This window comes from Rhodococcus sp. Leaf278 (assembly GCF_001426085.1).
Lineage (GTDB): Bacteria > Actinomycetota > Actinomycetes > Mycobacteriales > Mycobacteriaceae > Rhodococcoides.
The window spans coordinates 269,218-287,961 of the sequence record NZ_LMRR01000042.1; the positions used below are offsets into that span (position 1 = coordinate 269,218).

The window sequence follows — 18,744 nt, forward strand, 5'->3', positions numbered from 1 at the left end:
TTGTGGCCGACCTCCCCCAGATCCCGCGCAGCCTGACCGATCCGGTGCCGGTGTTGGCAATCGGCATCCTCGGCTGGATCGTCGCACTGGTGGTGTTCACCGCCACCGGAGACCGCACCGACGACGCCCTCGCAACCTGTTGGTCGGGGCTGGCCGTGGGTGCAGTAGGGTTCGGAATCTTCCTGATACAGAGAGCGGCGTCACGTCGCGGAAGCAAAACCGCCCAGCGCGGCCTCGATTGAGACCAGCATCACGTTAGCTCGATCACCACACCGCCCCTGACGTGGGCAAACTAACCCCTCAGCCGGTTGAGTAACACAAAGTTAACGTGGACCATGGGTTATGTCAGTTGATACAACCTCTTGATCCACGAAAGCCAGGCCATGAAGCTCGTCTCTCAGTACCGCAACCGTCGCAACCACGTCCGCTCGCTCCGCGCCCTCTACGCACGCGCCAATGCTGTCTCCAGCCCGGCCATGCGCGACGAGCTGCTCGTCATCGCTCAGCGCTCGGATTTCTCGCGCTGATCAGCCTGACGGCATAGATCCATCCCAGCCCCCACAGGGCACCGAACACCCAGCCGGCCAGCACGTCCGTGGTCCAATGCGCACCCAGGTAGATCCGAGAGAATCCGATCAGCAGGGCCGCGACCACAGGTAGCACGAGCAGTACCGGCCGATGCAGCCACGGATGCGGCGATCGCAGCATCAGCGCGATCGCCACCGTGGCAAGCAACATCGACATCATCGCGTGGCCCGACGGAAACGAATGGCTCGCAATGTCCACCAGCCGCTCGGGAATCGGTGGACGCTCCCGCGCGAACGCGAATTTGAGCGCATTCATCAGACCCCAGCCGGTGAGCATCGAACCCGCAACGACAACGGCATCCGCCCTGCGTCCGACGCGAAGCACCGCAACGACAACCACCGCGGCCAACAGGAACATCGACACCGTGTTGCCGAGTGTGGTGACGATCCAGAACACCGTGGTGAGCCAGTCGACTCGATGATCGACCATCCAGTCCAGCACTGTGGCATCAAAGCCCACGAGGACGCTCCCAACTCTCCGAACAATGTACGGTCCCGTCCGCGTCGACCCAGAACGGCACGGCGTGGTCACCGCTGACGTCTCCGGTCGATCGGACCACCAGTTCTCGGTGGACCACCACTCCGCCCTGCGGAAGCGGCAATCCCATTACCGCACAAGCCAATACGGCTCCAGGTTCGCGGTCCCAGGAGCTGACACGTCCGACTCCGAGTACTTCTCCGCTGATCGCCTCCGACGCCGGTCTGATGTCCAGAACGTCTGCCAGAGCGGCTGCTGTGGTGATGTCCGAGAGAACTGCAACCTCCGGCGGTACGACGCCTGCCAGCCATGGTGTGTCGATCACCAACGCATCCGACGCGTCGATGACCGCTCCGCCGAGAGTGCGGACTCGATCAGGCGGGTCGATGTCGGCGATGTCGATGCGCCCGTCGACAACCGCAGTGGCGATCAGCGTGTGAGTCCGTGCGATCACCGCAGAGGTCGGACTCCGCCGTGGATCCCCCAGTGCCTCGAGCAGTAACCGGCACGTCTCGACGCTGTCGCAGGCCGATGCGCTCAATACGGCCGACAACTCGTCGGCGCGCGGGTGATCCAGCGGATCGAGCAGGCCTGCGAATGTCTCGTCGGAAGGCGCTCGGAACGCGCTCAGGGGCACCCTCTGCATCCGCGCATGACGCCTGAGCCACCACGCGGTGTAGCCGTCGCGATCGGTCAGAGCCGCACGGGTACTCGGATCGTCGAGCAGAACGGTCAACGCCTCCGACCATGCGTCCGAACGAACGAGATCGAGATCTCGGACTGCGAGCAGCGTCGCCGGTTCCGCGGACAGTTCGGACCAGCACCCCGACTCGTCGTCGAGGTCGTGATCCGGCCCGGTCGGCAGCTCGTCGCGTATCACCGAGAAACCCCACCCGACGCCCACCGCGCGCAGCGCCCGCTCACCGAACCTCGTCACCACCGCAGGCGCGAGAACGCCGAACGGGGAATCCTGCACCAGCAGATCCGCCAACGGCGCTCCGGGAAGCAACAATTCGTCGGCACTGCGCAGCTCGCCGTCCTCGTCTTCGAGTGGCAGGCCGCCGATCCAACCAGGTAGTTCACCCGCCTCCGCGGCCAGGGCGAGAACCGCGCTCACCAGGGTGTCGACGTCGTCGCCGTCCCAGTCGAGATCGTCGAGCGCCGCTTCGAGAGCCGGGTCCCTCAGCAATTCGGACGCGGTTGCCTCGCGAGCCCCGAGCCTCGTCAGCAGCGGACTCACTGCGCCCGGATGCACCAGACGGACCCACGTCACCGCCGCCGAGGCATCCGATCCGATCACCGTTGTTCGCGCACCGGTGACCGTGCGGCCGTCTGCCAGCGGAACAGGCAGAGCTGCAAGCTCTTCCGCAGCAACACCGTCGACGACGAGGGGCGTCAACGCGTCGAACAGCCGCTGCCACCACGACGGTTCGCGGCCCAGACCACCGAGCATCTCCGCCAGCCGCGCCAACCCGATCCGGTGCACCCCAACTGCCGACAGCGCCGACGCGTAGCGCGCGCCCGACAGCGTCGCGTCGACCAGATCCGGTAGGACGTCGATCAGCACCGAGGTGAGTTCCGCGGAGGCATCCGCGACGACATTCGACCGCTCCGGCACGAGGTCGCGTCCGCGCGCACCGGGAAGCCATGGAGCGCTGGACAATCGGCGAAAGATCAGCTCTCGCAACTGCCCGTCGACCTCGCTTCGGGCGAATCCGACCTCGGGAACGAACGACACTCTCGACGCTGCGGGCAGTGACGCCACGAAATCCGCGTACCCGTGTGCCAGCGCATCGAACGAGACACCCGGAAGCACGCGCCGTCGGTCCGGCTGCATCGGTACATCGGCAATCACCAAGGCGGGCAACGACAACAGCTCGTCCGATCGGGTGGGAGCCCGCAACACGTCGGGGGACGCCGGAACGGGTAGACCGTCGACGACCGGAGCCAGCCAGCGCGCGGCAGGGGTGCTGAACTGTCGCCATGTTCGCGACCCGATCGCGATGTCGATACTCTGGGCGTCGAGTGTCGTTCTGACGCAGTCGATCACATAGCCGTCGATGTCGATCGAGTCCAGTGCCTCGAGTTCGAGAAGCAGATCGACAGCCTCGTCCGCGTATCCGGACGCGAAGGACGCCGCGTCCGAATCCGGTCGCGGCGCCAACACGATCTCGGTGTCGTACCCCGCTGCGGGGGGTTCGACCACGGGCCACGCCAACCTCAGTACCGGCACGCCCGCCTCGGGCACGGCCATTCCGCGCTCGCGCAGTGCGTCCGCGGTACGCCGTGCACTGAACAGCACACCGCCGTCACGGGAGCGCACCTCGATCTCGTCGGACACCGATCGCACCGCGGTGAAACCGACTCCGAACTGCCCGACGCCGCCATCCATTGCAGTCTTGGCCGATGCCCTCAGCGCGGTCAGCGCATGCACACCCGAAACATCGAGCGCAGCACCGGTATTGGCGATGTGAAGGGAACCGACATCATCGGTCCACACTGCCAACCGTCCCGAAACACCGGCCCGCGCCGCCGCGTCCGCAGCGTTCTGCGCGAGCTCGGTCAACAGCCGGTCACGATAACCTCCGCGCACCAGGTCGGACTCGGACGCCGAGTCCTCACGAAGCCGGGTGGGCGACGAGCCCCAGGCCGCGAGAATCGACTCGCGCAGCGACCCGGTATCGAACGGGTCGATCAGCTCGGAGATACCGAATCCTCTTCGTGCACAGCATCTTCCGTCACCTCGGAGTGAGGAACTTCCGTGGCCGTCGTGTCCGCAACCGCAGGTGCCTCCTCCTGCGGCGCCGTTGCCTCGTTCTGCGCATCGGCTGTGCCTGTCGGCGCGTCGCTCGGGTCCGCACTGTCGGTGGTCTCGTCCGCGGAAGCAGTCTCGTCCGACGCAATGGCCTCGGCCGACACACTCGACTCGTGGGACACAACGGTCTCGTCGGACACAACGGTCTCGTCGGACACAACGGTCTCGTCGGACACAACGGTCTCGTCGGACACACTCGCCTCGACCGGAGGACTCGTCTCGGCCGGAGGCGTCGGTGCCACGGTGACGTCGAGGGCCGCGTCGTCGTACGGCTCGAATTGCGGTGATCCTGCTCCGGTAGGCAATTCGGTGTCGGAGTGCGCACCGCAGCCGTACTCGGCATGCACCACGTGCCCGTCCGCGGCGAACTCGTTGCCGCACACTCCGAATGCAGCCGACAACGATCCGGCGATGGGCAGGTAGAAGCCGCAGCGCCCACACGTCGACGGCGCAGCTTTGGCCATCTCGGTATCAGGGCCGAAATCGCCGTCGTGCCAGCGTTGGGCGGCGTCGAGACGTCCTTCGAGGCTGGTGACCTTGGTTCTGCCGAGACCGATCTCGCCTGCCACCTCGTCGATGGCGGGATCACCGGAGCTGACATAGCCCGGCACCAGGCGTGGGTCGTCTTGCCTCGGAGACAGCAGATCGCCCGGTCCCAGATCCCCGGGGCGGATACGTTCGTCCCAGGGCACCCAGGACGGTGCCACCAGCGCGTCGGGCCCGGGCAGCAGAACCAACTCACTGACAGTGGCGCGATCGGCGTCCTCCGGGGCCGCGACCACCACAGCCCACTGCCATCCTCGGTAGCCCTCGAGATCGCTGGCGAACCGGTGGGTGGCCGCGCTGGCGTCCTCGGCGGTGACCCCCAGATACTCGCCGACACCTCCCTCGCCCAGGTCGAGCAGAGCCTGCCGCGCGAGGTCCACGGCATCGGCCAAGACGGGGCGGATGGAATCGAGCTCTGGAGAAGATACGAAACTCACACATTCAGTTTGCCGCATCGACTCGGTGACGCCCAGTTCGGGCTGCCATCATGGATGCAATGACCGTCCGCGCTCGCACCTTCGTAGCCGTCCTGGCCTCTGCACTGGCGGTGGCCTCCTGCTCGTCGACACCAGGATCGACGGCCGAAGCGCCGACCTCCGACTCGGTGCCGAACCTGACCGCGGAAGTCGTGCGCACGTACGACCGCGGCGGCGACGCGTTCACCCAGGGATTCGAGATCGACGGTGACGTGCTCTACGAGGGCACCGGGCTGGAAGGTTCGTCGTTCGTCAGGCGCACATCGCTCGCGGACATGACCGAGCTCGAGCGGGTCGATCTGCCGTCCGACCTGTTCGGCGAAGGGATCACCGTCGACGGGGACACCCTGTGGCAGATCACCTGGCAAGACGGAGTCGCTATCGAACGCGACCGGGACACCCTGACCGAACAGCGTCGAGTGAACTACGACGGCGAAGGTTGGGGACTCTGCACCGAGGGCCGAGGAACACAGGGTCGGGGAACACCGGACGACCGCCTCGTCATGAGCGACGGCACATCCACCCTGACCTTCCGCGACCCCACCACTTTCGACGCCGTCGACACAGTGGACGTCACGCTCGACGGCAATCCGGTGGAGCGGCTCAACGAACTCGAGTGCGCCGAGGACGGGTCTATCTACGCCAATGTGTGGCAGACGTTCGACATCATGCGCATCGACCCCGAGACCGGGAAGGTGACGGCCGTCATCGACGGCACACCGCTGTGGGACTCGATGTCTGCCGCCGATCGAGGCGGAGCCGACGTTTTCAATGGCATCGCTCAGGTCCCGGGTACGGACCGATTCCTCGTGACCGGCAAATTCTGGCCCAAGATCTTCGAGGTGCGATTCACCGATACCGCGCCGGTAGGACAGAATTGACCCCGTGACCGATCCTCGTCTCCCCCACACCCCACCGGGTGCGGACGGCTCGGAACAGGTTCACTCCGCAGGCTCCGCTCACGGCCCAGGACAAGTTCGCCCCGCAGGCTCCGCTCACAACCCCGAGCAAGACAGCTCGATGGATCATCCGGGTCTGGCCAACTACCCGCCCGCACCTGCCGCCACCCATGTTCCGAGTCGTCGCGAGCCGTTGCCGCCCCTGCACCCACCGCGGACCGAGAAGATCACCGCTCCGCGCGGCCGAGCCGGTGCTCGCAAGCCCCCGCCGATGCCGAAGAAGCTGACCGTCACTCGCGTCGCCGCCATGCGGGGACGCGAGCTCACCGGCAAGGGCATCGCGTCGTTCCAGCGAGCTGCGAAAGCCGACGGCGCGGACAAGTCCGGACTGACTGCGCTGACCTACGCGACCATGGCGAACTTCGCGTCGGATGCGGCGTTGGCGATCGCCTTGGCGAACACACTGTTCTTCTCCGCGGCCACCGGTGAGGACAAGACCAAGGTCGCGCTCTATCTCGTCATCACCATTGCGCCGTTCGCGCTGATCGCCCCGTTGATCGGACCGCTGCTGGACCGGCTGCAGCACGGTCGACGCATCGCGCTCGCCACATCGTTCGGGTTGCGCACCGTGCTGGCGGTGGTGCTGGTGTTCAACTTCGACAGTTGGGTGCTGTATCCCGCCGCGCTCGGCATGCTCGTGCTCAGCAAATCCTTTGCAGTGCTCAAGAGTGCGGTGACGCCGAGGGTGCTGCCCCCGGAGATCGACCTCGTCCGCGTCAATTCTCGGCTCACCGTCTTCGGCCTGCTCGGCGGCACCATCGCGGCAGGGGCCGTGGCCGGCGGCATCGCGTTCTTCGCAGGCTCACCCGGCGCGCTGTGGTTCGTCGCCGCGATCACCGTGCTCGGCGGCTACCTCAGCATGCAGATCCCGTCCTGGGTCGAGATCACCGAGGGCGAAGTGCCGGCCACCCTGAGCTATCACGCCGAGCAGCACAACGGCAGCGACTTCGCCGGAAACAGCGCCCCGACCGAAAACCTGCGCCGCCCACCGCCGCGCACCAAGAACTCGAGCAGCACCAAGAACCGCAGACAGCCCCTCGGCCGGGCCGTCATCGTGGGACTGTGGGGAAACGGCACCATCCGAATTCTCACCGGATTCCTGACGCTCTACATAGCGTTCGTTGCCAAATCCCGTACCGAACACGAGCCGCTCCAGCAGGCCGCGATGCTCGGACTCGTCGGAGCCGCAGCCGGTCTCGGCAACTTCTCGGGTAACGCGCTCGGTGCCAGGATCAAACTCGGCCGGCCGTCCCTGGTGGTTCTTCGCTGCACCCTCGCCGTCACGGTGGTGGCCGTCGTCGCCGCGGTCACCGACAGCCTGCTCACCGCAGCGGTGGCCGCGCTCGTTGCATCGAGCGCCAGTGCGCTGGCCAAGGTCTCCCTCGACGCATCCCTGCAGGCCGATCTGCCGCCGGAGTCGATAGCGTCGGGATTCGGCCGCTCCGAAACCGTCATGCAGCTGTGCTGGGTTCTGGGCGGCACCCTGGGTGTGCTGCTCCCCACCGAATACTGGCTCGGTTTCACCGTCCTGTCGGTGTTGCTTACGATCGGGCTCGTGCAGACATTCCTCACCTACCGCGGCAGATCGCTTCTGCCCGGCTTCGGCGGCAACCGCCCCGACCACGTCGAACAAGAAATGTCCGACGGCTCCTTCGGCGAAAACGTGACCAAGTGAATCTCGCTCCCCGTACCAAGAAGATCGCGGCGATCACCGCCGCCGGTCTTGTCGTCATCGCCATCGCGTTCGTCGCGGTGCTCGCCCTGCTGATCGGTAAAGCGCCGGAGAAGGATCCGACCGTCACCGCATACGCCAACGGCCGAGCCGTCGTGGTGGAGCCGTATCTGTACTGCGCTGTCAGCGACCCGCTGTGCACCAACGTCGGTGAGACCACCGAGATCCAGGTCGGCAATGCCGAGACGGTCCAGCTCTCGTTGCCCGCCCCCATCTACTCCGCGCCGTGGGTGCTCGCCGTGGTCTACGGCGACGACAGCGGCGACGTGGTGGAGAACACCGAGTTCAACGAGCCGGACACCAAGCTCAGCGTCACGGTTCCCACGAAGGACGACAGCAACCGGACACTGCTCGGCATAGAGGTGCGCTTGCCCACCGGCATCATCGACACCGATACCAATCAGGAAGGGTTCGTCAGCCACGCCATCTGGTCGATCGGCACCCGCCCGTAGCGTCGGTGGACGTCAGCTGTCGAGCTCACGGGCGACAGCCCGGACGACCTCGGAGATTCGCTGCGCGATCTTGCGATCGGGGTACTTGCCCTTACGTAGTTCGGGCTGCACCGTCGCCTCGAGCAGTGTGATCATGTCCTCGACCATTCCGTGCAGCTCGTCGGGCGTGTGCTTGCGCTCGACGGGTTCACGGCGAGTGCTACCGGCGTTCTGCCGCACCGACGGTGCGGGCTCGAGCACCTTCAGGCTCAGCGCCTGGGGTCCGCGGCGGCCGGCAGCCATGCCGAATTCGACGCGCTGACCGGCTTTGAGGCCTTCGACGCCCTCCGGCAACGCCGACGAACGCACGTAGACGTCCTCGCCTTCCTCCTGAGAGAGGAATCCGAATCCCTTGTCGACGTCGTACCACTTCACCTTGCCGGTCGGCACTGAGCTCACCCGTTCATCTGTTGCTGTCGGTCGTTTCGTTGTGCGCGGGCCCGATGTTCGGACCGGCGGTCTGCACAAATTTCGCGCCCCACGAAACGTAGGACGCGAATACATCAGTCTAGCGCGGTGAGTCTCGATGAAGCATTCGAGTTCTTCGCACCCGGTACTTCGCACTACCGTGGTGCAGGTGGACACACCGACCCGTAAGAGCAACACCGTTCTGCTGCGCATCGCGCTCGCGCTGTTCGCGATAGGCCTCGTCGCCATCGTCGCGATCCTGCTGTTTCCGGTCTTCTCCGACGCGAAGCCCCCGCTGAGCCTCTACCTGACGGCCATGTTCTCGGCACCGGCCGGGTTCGTACTGGCGTTGGTGTACGCGCTGGCGTCCGGACGGCGGGCTCGGTAGATCATGCGATTGATCCTGAACATCATCTGGCTGGTCTTCGGTGGGCTGTGGCTGGCCATCGGTTACTTCTTCGCCGGCCTTCTGCTGTGCATCCTGATCGTCACCATCCCGTTCGGCATCGCGTCGTTCCGGATCGGTGTGTACGCACTGTGGCCGTTCGGGTCGACGATTGTCGACAAGCCCGGGTCCGGGTCCGGCGCGCTCGTCGGGAACGTGCTCTGGCTGATACTCGCCGGCTGGTGGTTGGCGCTGGCTCATGTGGTCACGGCAGTCGCAATGGCGATCACCATCATCGGCATTCCGCTCGCGATCGCGAACCTGAAGTTGATCCCCGTATCTCTGATGCCCCTCGGGAAGGACATCGTTGCCGTTCGGTGACTTTCCGGACGGGTCTCAGCCACTGTGACTTCCATCACATAACGCTTGGATAACAGGTCGGCAACGGGCTGGGGTTCACTGCCCACGACGCCCACTAGCTGGGCAGACACACGAGGCACAAAAGAGGTACGGAATGGCGTCGAGACGACTCCGCAAAATCGACAGTTACCAAATAGTGACGTAAGCCGGGAATTTCAGTACGGTCAGCAGCGGCCGGAAAGTTCGGCCGAACTCCGGTCCGCAGCGCCAAACCTCGTCCCGCGGATACCGGAACACCCTCGACGATCACCCAGGGGACGAGGACGGGGGACCCACGTCCTCCACGGACAACCGGGAAGTTGTCGCAACTCACGACGTTGCACCGACTTCCCTTGGGGTGAAGCCCAATTGCCCATTCGAGAAGAATGAGCGAAAAGGCCGGGCTACCTCTCAGCCCGAACCCGACAGCTGACCTCGCAGGCGCGTGTGGAGAGGATTTCAACTCGTATGAGCGGACGTCATCGCAAGCCGAGCACCACTGGCAAGACCGTCGCCAAGGTTGCTGTCACCGGAGCCATCATGAGCACCGCGGGCATCGCCTTCACCGGCACCGCAAACGCGGCACCGGATTCCGACTGGGATCGCCTTGCACAGTGTGAAGCCGGCGGCAACTGGGGCATCAACACCGGCAACGGCTTCCAGGGCGGGTTGCAGTTCTCCCCCAGCACCTGGAACGCACACGGCGGCCAGCAGTACGCAGCCACGGCCAACCAGGCCAGCCGCGAAGAGCAGATCGCAGTCGCAGAGAAGGTCCTCGACTCGCAGGGCTGGGGCGCATGGCCGTCCTGCTCCTCGAGCCTCGGCCTGAGCAGCGCGCCGACCGAGCGCAGCGTTCCGGTCACCCCGAGGGCACCCCAGCTTCCCGAGGTTCCCGAGTTGACGGCGGCAGTGGACAGCTCCGCCGAGGTCGTCAACGGCATCGTCGCCGCCGTGCAGAACATCACCAACGATCCGGCCATCGCCTCGTTCGTCCAGAACGCAGCGCAGGGCATTCAGCTCGATCCGCAGGTCGTGAACTTCTACCAGGCCAACAAGGCATTCCTGCCTCAGTAAGCGCCTGCGACGGTTCGCGTCTCGTACGAAAAAAGCCCCCGACATCGTCGGGGGCTTTTTTCGTGCTGCGTGGCCTTTGCTACCGGTTGACCACGGTTACCGGATGTGCGTAGGGCAGGTCTTCGACGGGCAGCGGGAACTCGGTGTCCTCACCGAAGGGCGACAAGCCACCCGATCGAGCGGACGAGAGTTCGGTCACCGCGTGGTCACCGCGAGCGGTGTCCGGCCAGCCTGGATCGACATAGGGCTTCTTCGACTTGTTCACCATCCGCCTATTTTGACACCTGCACTGCGGCAAGCACCAGCCCAGGTCTCTAATCTGATAGACGATGACCGACACGACTGTGCCTCGACACACCGACACGCCCCCCGATCTACCCCAGTGGATCGCAGCTCGCTCCGACGCCGAGCTGATCAAGGCCATGTCGCTGCGTCCCGATCTGACCGCTCCGCCGCCCGCCTCCCTGGCCGTGCTCGCCGGACGGGCCGAGCAGCGACGGTCGATTCTGCACACCGCGGACACCCTCGACACACTCGCCCTGACCGTCCTCGAGATCCTCGCCATCGAAGAGGCCTACGAGCGGCCCGTCACCCGCGCCGCTCTACTGGCCGTCGTAGCCAAACGCGCACCGGCCAAGAGCGTCGACAAGGCGCTGGCTCAGCTCCGCGAGCGGCTGCTGGTGTGGGGCGACGCGTCCGGTTTCCGAATCAGCGCCACCGCCGCGGACGCCGTGCCGTGGCGCATCGGGCGCGCGCTCGATCCGGTCGACAATCTCACCGAGTCGCACATCACCGCGGCTCTCGCCGAACTGGGCGACGGGGAACGCAATCTGCTCGACACCCTCGCCAGATCGTCCCCGACCGGCCGCACCCGAGACGCGGCACCGGGCACTCCGCCGGACCGGCCGGTGCAGAAGCTGCTCGCCGCCGGCCTGCTGATCTGGCTGGACGAGCAAACCGTCGAGCTGCCTGTCCAGGTGGGGCAGATTCTGCGCGGCGAGCCGATGTCCGACCCACGGTCGCTCGCCGAGCCGAAACTCCCCACCAAGACACAGTCGCTCACCGACGTCGATGCCGCTGCCGCAGGCGAGGCGCTCGAACTCGGTCGGCACTGCGCCCTGATCATCGAAGCCCTGTCCGCCTCGCCTGCCCCTGCCCTCAAAGCAGGTGGACTCGGCGTACGCGAGCTCCGCAAGGTCACCAAGGCAAGCGGCCTCGACGACGACCGCGTCAGCATCCTCGTCGAACTGCTCGCAGCAGCCCATCTGATCTCCAGCGGAACACCGGACCCGGTTCCCACATCCGACACCGGCGACGACTACTGGGCTCCCACACCCGCAGTCGACGCCTGGCTCACCGCTGCCCCGGCGGCCCGCTGGCACACGCTCGCGTCCGCCTGGCTCGAGGTGCCGCGGGCGCCGTGGGTCATCGGGATGCGCGACCCCAACGACAAGCCCATCGCCGCACTGTCCGAGGAGGTCCGCTCTCCGGCAGCACCGCGGGATCGACGGATGATCCTGGAACTGCTCGCCGAACTCGGCAGTGGCCACTCGGCCGAGCCGGCGGATCTCGCCCGAACCCTGGCGTGGCGTCGTCCACGCTGGTCCGGACGGTTCGGCGTGACGCCCGTCGGACACGTCGTCGCCGAAGCAACCGCTCTGGGAATCGTCGCCCGTGGAGCGATGTCGACCCCGGGACGCTCGCTGCTGCACGACGGCAACGCGGAGGCCGACATGCGCGCCGCCCTGCCCCAACCCATCGACTACGTCCTGGTGCAGGCCGACCTCACGCTGGTGGCCCCCGGTCCGCTCGAGCCGGACCTGCACGATCGAATCGAACTGGTCGCCGATGTGGAATCCGCAGGCGCAGCGACGATGTACCGGATCAGCGACACGAGCCTGCGACGCGCCCTCGACGTGGGACTGAGCGCATCCGAGCTGCACGCGTTGTTCGCCACCCACTCACGCACACCGGTGCCGCAGGCCTTGACCTATCTCATCGACGACGTGGCGCGCCGACACGGTCGCCTGCGTGCCGGCGTCGCCTCGTCGTTCGTCCGATGCGAGGATCCGGCGTTGCTGGCGGAGGTGATGGCGTCCCCGGCCGCAGAATCGCTGGCCCTTCGTGCCCTCGCCCCGACCGTCGCGATCTCGCAGGCCCCGCTTGCCGAGGTACTGACGGTGCTGGCCGGGGCCGGGTTCGCGCCTGCCGGCGAGGACTCGTCCGGAACCATCGTCGATCTGCGCGCCCGCGGTTCGCGGGTATCGGCGAGGCGTCCACGCCAGACGTTCCGCACTCCCGCTGTGCCCACCGAAGAACAGCTGGGTTCGTTGGTGCGCGGGATGCGCGCGGCCGACCGGGCAGCAGGCAACGCCGGTGCGGTGGTGCGCGCCGACGGATCTCGTGCCAGCAGCACCGCCACGATGACGCTGTTGCAGACGGCAGCCAAGGTCAAACGCAGCGTCAGCATCGGCTACGTCGATGCACAGGGAGTCGCGACCCATCGGATCGTCGATCCGATCAGTATCGGCGGCGGCCAACTCGACGCGTTCGACCCCGCCACCGGAGGGGTTCGACGCTTCACCCTGCATCGCATCACCTCGGTCGCTCTGGTCGAGTAGTTCGACGCTCACGTGCACACGCGCCCCTACCTGTGGACAATGGAGAAGTTGCGCTCTTTCGGGCGCGGCGGAAGTCTCTAGGAGGAACCGTGACCGACGGCCCGCTGATCGTTCAGTCCGACAAAACGCTGTTGCTCGAGATCGATCACGAGCTCGCGGGTGCAGCACGGGCGGCCATCGCACCGTTCGCGGAGCTCGAACGTGCACCCGAGCACGTGCACACGTATCGCATCACCCCGCTGGCCCTGTGGAACGCGCGCGCGGCCGGCCACGACGCCGAGCAGGTAGTCGACGCGCTGGTGAACTTCTCCCGTTACGCGGTGCCGCAGCCGCTGTTGGTCGACATCGTCGACACCATGGCTCGCTACGGCCGACTGCAGTTGGTCAAGAGCCCGATCCACGGCCTGGCTCTGATCAGTCTCGACCGCGCCGTGCTCACAGAAGTGATGCGCCACAAGAAGATTGCGCCGATGCTCGGTGCCATGGTGGACGAGGACACCGTCATCGTCCACCCGAGCGAGCGCGGCCACCTCAAGCAGATGCTGCTCAAGATCGGTTGGCCCGCCGAGGACCTCGCCGGATACGTGGACGGCGAAGCTCACCCCATCGAACTCGACACCGAGGGCGGCAAGTGGACACTGCGCGACTACCAGGAGATGGCGGCGGATTCGTTCTGGGCCGGCGGCTCGGGCGTCGTCGTGCTGCCGTGTGGCGCGGGGAAGACCATGGTCGGCGCAGCGGCGATGGCCAGAGCCAAGGCGACCACGCTGATTCTGGTCACGAACACCGTCGCCGGTCGGCAGTGGAAACGCGAACTCATTGCGCGCACCTCGCTCACCGAGGAGGAAATAGGCGAGTATTCGGGGGAGCGAAAAGAGATTCGCCCTGTGACAATCGCCACCTACCAGGTGATCACGCGTCGCACCAAGGGTGAATACAAGCACCTGGAACTGTTCGACTCCCGCGACTGGGGTCTGGTGATCTACGACGAGGTCCATCTGCTCCCCGCCCCGGTGTTCCGCATGACGGCAGATCTGCAGTCGCGTCGACGCCTCGGCCTGACGGCAACCCTCGTCCGCGAGGACGGGCGCGAGGGCGACGTTTTCTCGCTGATCGGCCCGAAGCGCTACGACGCGCCCTGGAAGGACATCGAGGCGCAGGGGTGGATCGCCCCGGCGGAGTGCATCGAAGTGCGTGTCACCCTGACCGACGCCGAGCGCATGTCGTACGCCGTCGCCGAACCCGAGGAGCGCTACAAGCTCTGCTCCACGGCGCACACCAAGATCGCCGTCGTGAAATCGATCCTGGCGAAGCATCAGGACGCTCCGACGCTGGTGATCGGCGCGTACCTCGATCAGCTGAACGAGCTCGGTGAGGCCCTGAACGCTCCGGTGATCCAGGGCTCGACCAAGAACAAGGAACGCGAGGTGCTGTTCGACGCCTTCCGCAAGGGAGAGATTCAGACGCTCGTCGTGAGCAAGGTGGCGAACTTCTCGATCGATCTTCCCGAAGCATCTGTCGCAGTACAGGTTTCGGGCACCTTTGGATCGAGGCAGGAGGAGGCGCAGCGCCTCGGGCGACTGCTCAGACCCAAGCACGACGGCGGTCAGGCCCATTTCTACTCGGTGGTCTCGCGCGACACTCTCGACGCCGAGTACGCCGCGCACCGCCAGCGTTTCCTCGCCGAGCAGGGGTACGCGTACCGCATCACCGACGCCGACGACCTGCTGGGCCCGGCCATCTGAGGCTTCGTGTCCGTATCGGCGGCGTGCTAGGAATAGCAGTGTGCGCCGATTCGAGTTCCCTGTAGACGTAGCCCACGCGAAGTCGGTCAACGAGACGTTCACCGAGCTTCGCAGGCTGCGTGCCTCCGCGGCGCTCACCGCAGTGATCCTGACTGCCCTGGGGTTGTGGTTCGTCTGGATCGGCACCGCGTGGTCCTACATCCTCGGCGCGGTGTTCCTCATCGGTGCGGCCACCTCGCTGTGGGTGATGCTCTGGGCACCGCGAAAGATGGGGTCCATCGAATCGCAATATGCTGCAGGCGAACTGGTCCCCGCGATGGTGGCCGAGACACTACCGGGCGGGGCGCTGCTGCTGGCCCTGATCGATATCGGCAAGCCCGGGGTGGACGAACCGTACTACGTGCTGATCACCCGTAGCGTCCGGGCACTGCCCGGCCACGCGATGGAGCGGGGTGCGCAGGTGCCTGCAGTGTCGGTGCTCGCAGATCGTGGCCGGAACAAGGGCGGGCGAACATGGCAGTTGGTCTCGGCGATGCCCATCGCCTGGGGCACTCCCGATCCAACGGTTCTCGCTCGCGCAACCGACGAGATCACCGAGGGAGAGTGGGCGTTGCTGCACGCGAACATCGGCTTGTCCGAGAAGGTCCGCAAGGCCAAGAACCAACAGTTGCTCATCGACCCGGCGGATCTTCCCGACGATCTGCGGCGACCTACGCGAGAGCCGGAATGACCTCGCGCTCGAAGAGTTCGATGCCGGAGCGGTCGTAAGCAGCTTCGGGGAAGTAGAAGATTCCGTACGTCATCCCCTGCTCCTGCAGCGCCGTCAGGTTCTGGGCGATCTGCTCCGGGGTTCCCACGGCCGGCATGCCGCGGAACGCCGTCAGAGCTCCTTCGGCTTTGTCCGCACCCACGTACTCGGTGAGCCGACTCTCCAGGGCGCGGAGCTTGTCTTCCACCTCCGACTCGGTCGACCCGATGACCACGTTGTAGTTCGCCGAGCGGACGATTGCATCGAAATCGGTGCCCACGGTGGCGCAATGCTCACGCAGCAGCGCCGATTTGGCGGCGAATCCGGTGGGGGTTCCATCGAAGTTCGTGTAGTTCGCGTACTTTGCGGCGATCTTCAGGGTGACCTTCTCGCCACCGCCTGCGATCCACAGCGGTATCCCGCCCTCCTGCAGCGGCAGCGGCCGCACCACGGCACCGTCTATCTGGTAATGCTCTCCGTCGAGAAACACCTCGCCGGCCGTCCATGCCTGCTTGAAGATCTGCACGCCCTCGTCCAGCCGGGCCAATCGTTCACCCGCAGAGGGGAACCCGTAACCGTAGGCGCGGAACTCGTGCTCGTGCCAACCGCCGCCGATCCCCATCTCGACGCGTCCGCCGGAAATGATGTCCACCGTGGCAGCAACTTTGGCGAGGTAGGCCGGATTGCGGTACGACATCGCAGTGCACATCTGGCCGAGCCTGATCCGGGACGTGCTCGCGGCCAGTGCGGACATCAGCGACCATGCCTCGTGCGTCGCCTCGTCGGTCGCGGTGGGAACGGTGTGGAAGTGGTCGTACACCCACAGTGACTCCCACGGACCGGCCTCGGCGGCGAGCGCGTGCTCACGCAGCACATTCCAGTGCCGGGAGGGGTCGATACCGACCAGATCCAGGCGCCAACCCTGTGGGACGAACAATCCGAATCGCATGACAGGCACAGTACAGATCCAGGGCGAACGCCCGGTTCCGGCCGGTGAACTACGCTGGACGAATGTCCGAGATGCTGCCCTCGCGCACGGTGGCGCGCCTGCGCCCGTTCGCATCGACGATCTTCGCGGAAATGACCGCTCTGGCGGTGGCGAAGAACGCCGTCAACCTGGGGCAGGGATTTCCCGATACCGACGGGCCGCCTGCCATGCTCGAGGCCGCCCGTGAGGCCATTGCGAACGGACTCAACCAGTACTCCCCCGGCCCCGGCATGCCGGTACTGCGCAACGCCGTTGCAGCCGACCGGGAACGGCGATTCGGGCTGCGCTACGACCCCGACTCGCAGGTTCTGATCACCGTCGGTGCCACCGAGGCAATATCCGCCTCGCTACTCGGCCTGATCGAGCCGGGTGACGAGGTGCTGCTGATCGAGCCGTTCTACGACTCGTACGCGGCCGCCGTGGCTCTTGCCGGGGCGACCCGCACCGCCGTGCCGCTGGTGTCCGACGGCAACGGGTGGACCGTCGACACCGACGCGCTCGGTCGTGCCGTCGGTCCCCGAACACGCATGCTGATCGTCAACTCGCCGCACAATCCCACCGGTACCGTCTTCGACCGCGACACCATGGTGCGTATCGCCGAGATCGCCGTCGAACACGACTTGCTCGTCCTCACCGACGAGGTCTACGAGCACCTGACCTTCGACGGAACGGTGCACACGCCGATCGCAACCCTGCCGGGGATGTTCGAGCGCACCGTCACTGTCTCCAGTGCCGCGAAGACCTTCAACGCGACCGGATGGAAGACGGGCTGGGCGCTCGGCCCTTCCCGATTGATCGACGCCGTCCGCGCCGCCAAACAGTTCATGAGCTTCGTCGGCGGCACTCCCTTTCAGCCGGCCGTCGCCTACGCCCTCGAGCACGAGCAGCCGTGGATCGCTTCGATGCGCGACGGTCTGCAGCGTAAACGAGACACGCTCTCGGCTGCCCTTGCGGCTGCCGGCGCAGACGTGAAGTACAGCGCCGGAACATATTTCGTGTGCGCGGACATAGCGCCGATCGAGCGTGGGGACGCGTACGAATTCTGCCGTTCCCTGCCGGATCTGGTGGGCGTCGCCGCGGTTCCGGTCACGGCCTTCGTGGACGAACCTGCTCCGTGGAAGTCGTTGGTGCGCTTCGCTTTCTGCAAGCAGGACGAGGTACTCGCCGACGCAGCCGAGAGGTTACGGAGATTGTGACTCCGCAGCCGACGATCCCGGCGTATTTCGTGAGGCAGGCCGTCGACCTCGCCACGAGCGGCGGGATGGATTTGACCTACCCGTTGTCGATGGCCGGGATCGGGCCGACCATTCTCGGAAACCCGGCCGAACGGCTGACCACCCGCCAGGTCACCGCCTTCACCCAGGCAGTGTGGGCGATGACCGGTGATGAACTGTTCGGCCTCGCCGCAGTACCGGTGCGGCGCGGCAGCTTTCGCGTGATCTGCCAGACCCTGATTCACTCGGAGAACCTCTGGGCGGCGCTGATCAGGATGTCCGAAACCATGCGGGTGCTGATTCCGGTGCGCCCCATGACCTTGGACCGAACCGAGGAGTCCATGGTGTTGACGGTCCACGTCACGCCCACGACTCATCTGAGTGCGGAAGCCAACGCCCTCGCCGAACGCTTGCTGACCGACTTCCTGCTGATTCTGCTGCATCGATTCGCGGCGTGGCTCATCGGGAACCGGGTCAAACTGCTGTCGGTGCAGCTTCCGTATTCGCTCCCCGGCCCCGAGGCCGGAAAGATGTACGACTCCATCTTCGGGACGCACGTCGAGTTCGGAACCGACCGTGCCACATTGGAATTCGACAGTGCAGTGATGCGAGCACCGATAGTGCAGACCGAGGACACCCTCGCCGAGTATCTCGCCGAGTCACCCAATCTGCTGTTCTCGTCGAGGGACTACGACAGCACCGCGTCGAGCCAGGTTCGCCGGGCGCTCGAGACCGGCTTCAAGGGCGGCGCGCCGGGCACCGACGACATCGCCGCGATGCTCAACATCAGTCCGCCGCACCTGCGACGCGTCCTTCGGCAGGAGGGCACCTCGATCAACCAACTGCGCGAAGAAGTACTGCGCGATGCGGCAATTTCCGGTTTGAGCCGCGGAGACAGCGTCGACGACATCTCGGCCCGACTCGGCTTCTCCGAACCCAGCGCGTTCCGCCGTGCGTTCAAGCGCTGGACCGGTCAGACCCCGGGCTCGTACCGGCTCAGCTGACGCAGAACTCGTTGCCCTCGGGGGTCGGCCGCAATCGACCACGTCGGGACAATACCGCCGGTCGGTGGAAATGG

Annotated in this window: 19 protein-coding genes and 1 riboswitch; of the genes, 13 read left to right on the top strand and 6 right to left on the bottom strand. The window is 66.0% G+C overall.

Translation table 11 applies throughout. From position 1 onward, the window contains the following. The first annotated feature begins 2 nt into the window (after positions 1–2). Together ASG84_RS23070 and ASG84_RS27670 are read left to right on the top strand one after the other, a co-directional pair. Entirely contained in the window at positions 3–242 is a 240-nt protein-coding gene (locus ASG84_RS23070; protein ID WP_057479284.1) for a DUF2530 domain-containing protein, read from the top strand. 141 nt (positions 243–383) lie between these two features. Next, a complete protein-coding gene (locus ASG84_RS27670; RefSeq protein ID WP_155289340.1) occupies positions 384–527 on the top strand; it encodes a hypothetical protein in 144 nt (47 codons plus the stop codon). On the opposite strand, the gene ASG84_RS23075 is transcribed toward ASG84_RS27670, so the two are convergent. Genes ASG84_RS23075 through ASG84_RS23085 form a run of 3 tightly spaced genes read right to left on the bottom strand, consistent with a single transcriptional unit; the run spans position 496 to position 4,863 of the window. Beyond that, positions 496–1,047, bottom strand: a complete 552-nt coding sequence (locus tag ASG84_RS23075; protein ID WP_200936656.1) for a phosphatase PAP2 family protein — start codon at positions 1,045–1,047, stop codon at positions 496–498. The two genes, ASG84_RS27670 and ASG84_RS23075, sit on opposite strands and share 32 nt — an antisense overlap. Next, entirely contained in the window at positions 1,037–3,763 is a 2,727-nt protein-coding gene (locus ASG84_RS23080) for a sacsin N-terminal ATP-binding-like domain-containing protein (protein ID WP_057479350.1), read from the bottom strand. The genes ASG84_RS23075 and ASG84_RS23080 overlap by 11 nt, the downstream gene beginning before the upstream one ends. After that, a complete protein-coding gene (locus ASG84_RS23085; protein ID WP_442971023.1) occupies positions 3,760–4,863 on the bottom strand; it encodes a DUF3027 domain-containing protein in 1,104 nt (367 codons plus the stop codon). The genes ASG84_RS23080 and ASG84_RS23085 overlap by 4 nt, the downstream gene beginning before the upstream one ends. A gap of 59 nt (positions 4,864–4,922) precedes the next feature. Between ASG84_RS23085 and ASG84_RS23090 the strand changes: the two genes are divergently transcribed. The 3 genes from ASG84_RS23090 to ASG84_RS23100 all read left to right on the top strand — a co-directional run bounded on the left by ASG84_RS23090 (position 4,923) and on the right by ASG84_RS23100 (position 8,045). Further along, complete coding sequence (locus ASG84_RS23090) at positions 4,923–5,783, top strand: glutaminyl-peptide cyclotransferase (RefSeq protein WP_057479351.1); 861 nt, start codon at positions 4,923–4,925, stop codon at positions 5,781–5,783. 139 nt (positions 5,784–5,922) lie between these two features. Beyond that, positions 5,923–7,536 (top strand): MFS transporter, encoded by a 1,614-nt coding sequence (locus ASG84_RS23095; RefSeq protein ID WP_235581803.1) that lies wholly within the window; start codon positions 5,923–5,925, stop codon positions 7,534–7,536. Beyond that, entirely contained in the window at positions 7,533–8,045 is a 513-nt protein-coding gene (locus tag ASG84_RS23100; protein ID WP_057479285.1) for a DUF2771 domain-containing protein, read from the top strand. Before ASG84_RS23095 ends, ASG84_RS23100 begins: the two co-directional genes overlap by 4 nt. A gap of 12 nt (positions 8,046–8,057) precedes the next feature. Here the strand turns inward: ASG84_RS23100 and ASG84_RS23105 are convergent, their stop codons facing one another. After that, positions 8,058–8,474, bottom strand: a complete 417-nt coding sequence (locus ASG84_RS23105) for a cold-shock protein (protein WP_057479286.1) — start codon at positions 8,472–8,474, stop codon at positions 8,058–8,060. 187 nt (positions 8,475–8,661) lie between these two features. Here ASG84_RS23105 and ASG84_RS23110 point away from each other — a divergent pair, with 187 nt between their 5' ends. From ASG84_RS23110 to ASG84_RS23120, 3 genes are all read left to right on the top strand, one after another. Beyond that, positions 8,662–8,880 carry a hypothetical protein gene (locus ASG84_RS23110; RefSeq protein ID WP_057479353.1) on the top strand — a complete coding sequence of 73 codons (219 nt, stop codon included), beginning with the start codon at positions 8,662–8,664 and terminating at the stop codon, positions 8,878–8,880. Between the two features lie 3 nt (positions 8,881–8,883). Continuing rightward, positions 8,884–9,258 carry a YccF domain-containing protein gene (locus ASG84_RS23115; RefSeq protein ID WP_057479287.1) on the top strand — a complete coding sequence of 125 codons (375 nt, stop codon included), beginning with the start codon at positions 8,884–8,886 and terminating at the stop codon, positions 9,256–9,258. A 276-nt stretch (positions 9,259–9,534) separates the two neighbouring features. Then, a riboswitch (cyclic di-AMP (ydaO/yuaA leader) is annotated at positions 9,535–9,736 on the top strand. An 8-nt stretch (positions 9,737–9,744) separates the two neighbouring features. Next, positions 9,745–10,350, top strand: coding sequence for a transglycosylase family protein (locus tag ASG84_RS23120; RefSeq protein ID WP_057479288.1), 606 nt, complete (start codon positions 9,745–9,747; stop codon positions 10,348–10,350). Between the two features lie 79 nt (positions 10,351–10,429). Here ASG84_RS23120 and ASG84_RS23125 read toward each other — a convergent pair whose 3' ends face one another. Continuing rightward, a complete protein-coding gene (locus tag ASG84_RS23125) occupies positions 10,430–10,618 on the bottom strand; it encodes a hypothetical protein (RefSeq protein ID WP_032395857.1) in 189 nt (62 codons plus the stop codon). Positions 10,619–10,679: 61 nt separating this feature from the next. Between ASG84_RS23125 and ASG84_RS23130 the strand changes: the two genes are divergently transcribed. From ASG84_RS23130 to ASG84_RS23140, 3 genes are all read left to right on the top strand, one after another. Further along, the gene (locus ASG84_RS23130) at positions 10,680–12,971 is read left to right on the top strand and encodes a helicase-associated domain-containing protein (RefSeq protein ID WP_057479289.1); all 2,292 of its coding nucleotides are present in this window, start codon (positions 10,680–10,682) and stop codon (positions 12,969–12,971) included. An 89-nt stretch (positions 12,972–13,060) separates the two neighbouring features. Next, complete coding sequence (locus tag ASG84_RS23135) at positions 13,061–14,716, top strand: DNA repair helicase XPB (RefSeq protein ID WP_032378320.1); 1,656 nt, start codon at positions 13,061–13,063, stop codon at positions 14,714–14,716. Between the two features lie 40 nt (positions 14,717–14,756). Then, the gene (locus ASG84_RS23140) at positions 14,757–15,446 is read left to right on the top strand and encodes a DUF3239 domain-containing protein (protein ID WP_057479290.1); all 690 of its coding nucleotides are present in this window, start codon (positions 14,757–14,759) and stop codon (positions 15,444–15,446) included. Here the strand turns inward: ASG84_RS23140 and ASG84_RS23145 are convergent. Continuing rightward, complete coding sequence (locus ASG84_RS23145) at positions 15,427–16,413, bottom strand: LLM class F420-dependent oxidoreductase (RefSeq protein WP_057479291.1); 987 nt, start codon at positions 16,411–16,413, stop codon at positions 15,427–15,429. The genes ASG84_RS23140 and ASG84_RS23145 overlap by 20 nt on opposite strands. A 62-nt stretch (positions 16,414–16,475) precedes the next feature. Between ASG84_RS23145 and ASG84_RS23150 the strand changes: the two genes are divergently transcribed. Next, positions 16,476–17,648 (top strand): pyridoxal phosphate-dependent aminotransferase, encoded by a 1,173-nt coding sequence (locus tag ASG84_RS23150; protein ID WP_057479292.1) that lies wholly within the window; start codon positions 16,476–16,478, stop codon positions 17,646–17,648. Further along, a complete protein-coding gene (locus tag ASG84_RS23155) occupies positions 17,645–18,670 on the top strand; it encodes an AraC family transcriptional regulator (protein ID WP_057479293.1) in 1,026 nt (341 codons plus the stop codon). The genes ASG84_RS23150 and ASG84_RS23155 overlap by 4 nt, the downstream gene beginning before the upstream one ends. The last annotated feature ends 74 nt before the right edge of the window (positions 18,671–18,744 follow it).

What these genes read in the sequence shown, in the direction of transcription:
- ASG84_RS27670 (WP_155289340.1), top strand. Translation starts at nt 384, where the DNA reads ATGAAGCTCGTCTCTCAGTACCGCAACCGTCGCAACCACGTCCGCTCG.
- ASG84_RS23090 (WP_057479351.1), top strand. Translation starts at nt 4,923, where the DNA reads ATGACCGTCCGCGCTCGCACCTTCGTAGCCGTCCTGGCCTCTGCACTG.
- ASG84_RS23095 (WP_235581803.1), top strand. Translation starts at nt 5,923, where the DNA reads ATGGATCATCCGGGTCTGGCCAACTACCCGCCCGCACCTGCCGCCACC.
- ASG84_RS23115 (WP_057479287.1), top strand. Translation starts at nt 8,884, where the DNA reads ATGCGATTGATCCTGAACATCATCTGGCTGGTCTTCGGTGGGCTGTGG.
- ASG84_RS23120 (WP_057479288.1), top strand. Translation starts at nt 9,745, where the DNA reads ATGAGCGGACGTCATCGCAAGCCGAGCACCACTGGCAAGACCGTCGCC.
- ASG84_RS23125 (WP_032395857.1), bottom strand. Translation starts at nt 10,618, where the DNA reads ATGGTGAACAAGTCGAAGAAGCCCTATGTCGATCCAGGCTGGCCGGAC.
- ASG84_RS23130 (WP_057479289.1), top strand. Translation starts at nt 10,680, where the DNA reads ATGACCGACACGACTGTGCCTCGACACACCGACACGCCCCCCGATCTA.
- ASG84_RS23145 (WP_057479291.1), bottom strand. Translation starts at nt 16,413, where the DNA reads ATGCGATTCGGATTGTTCGTCCCACAGGGTTGGCGCCTGGATCTGGTC.
- ASG84_RS23150 (WP_057479292.1), top strand. Translation starts at nt 16,476, where the DNA reads ATGTCCGAGATGCTGCCCTCGCGCACGGTGGCGCGCCTGCGCCCGTTC.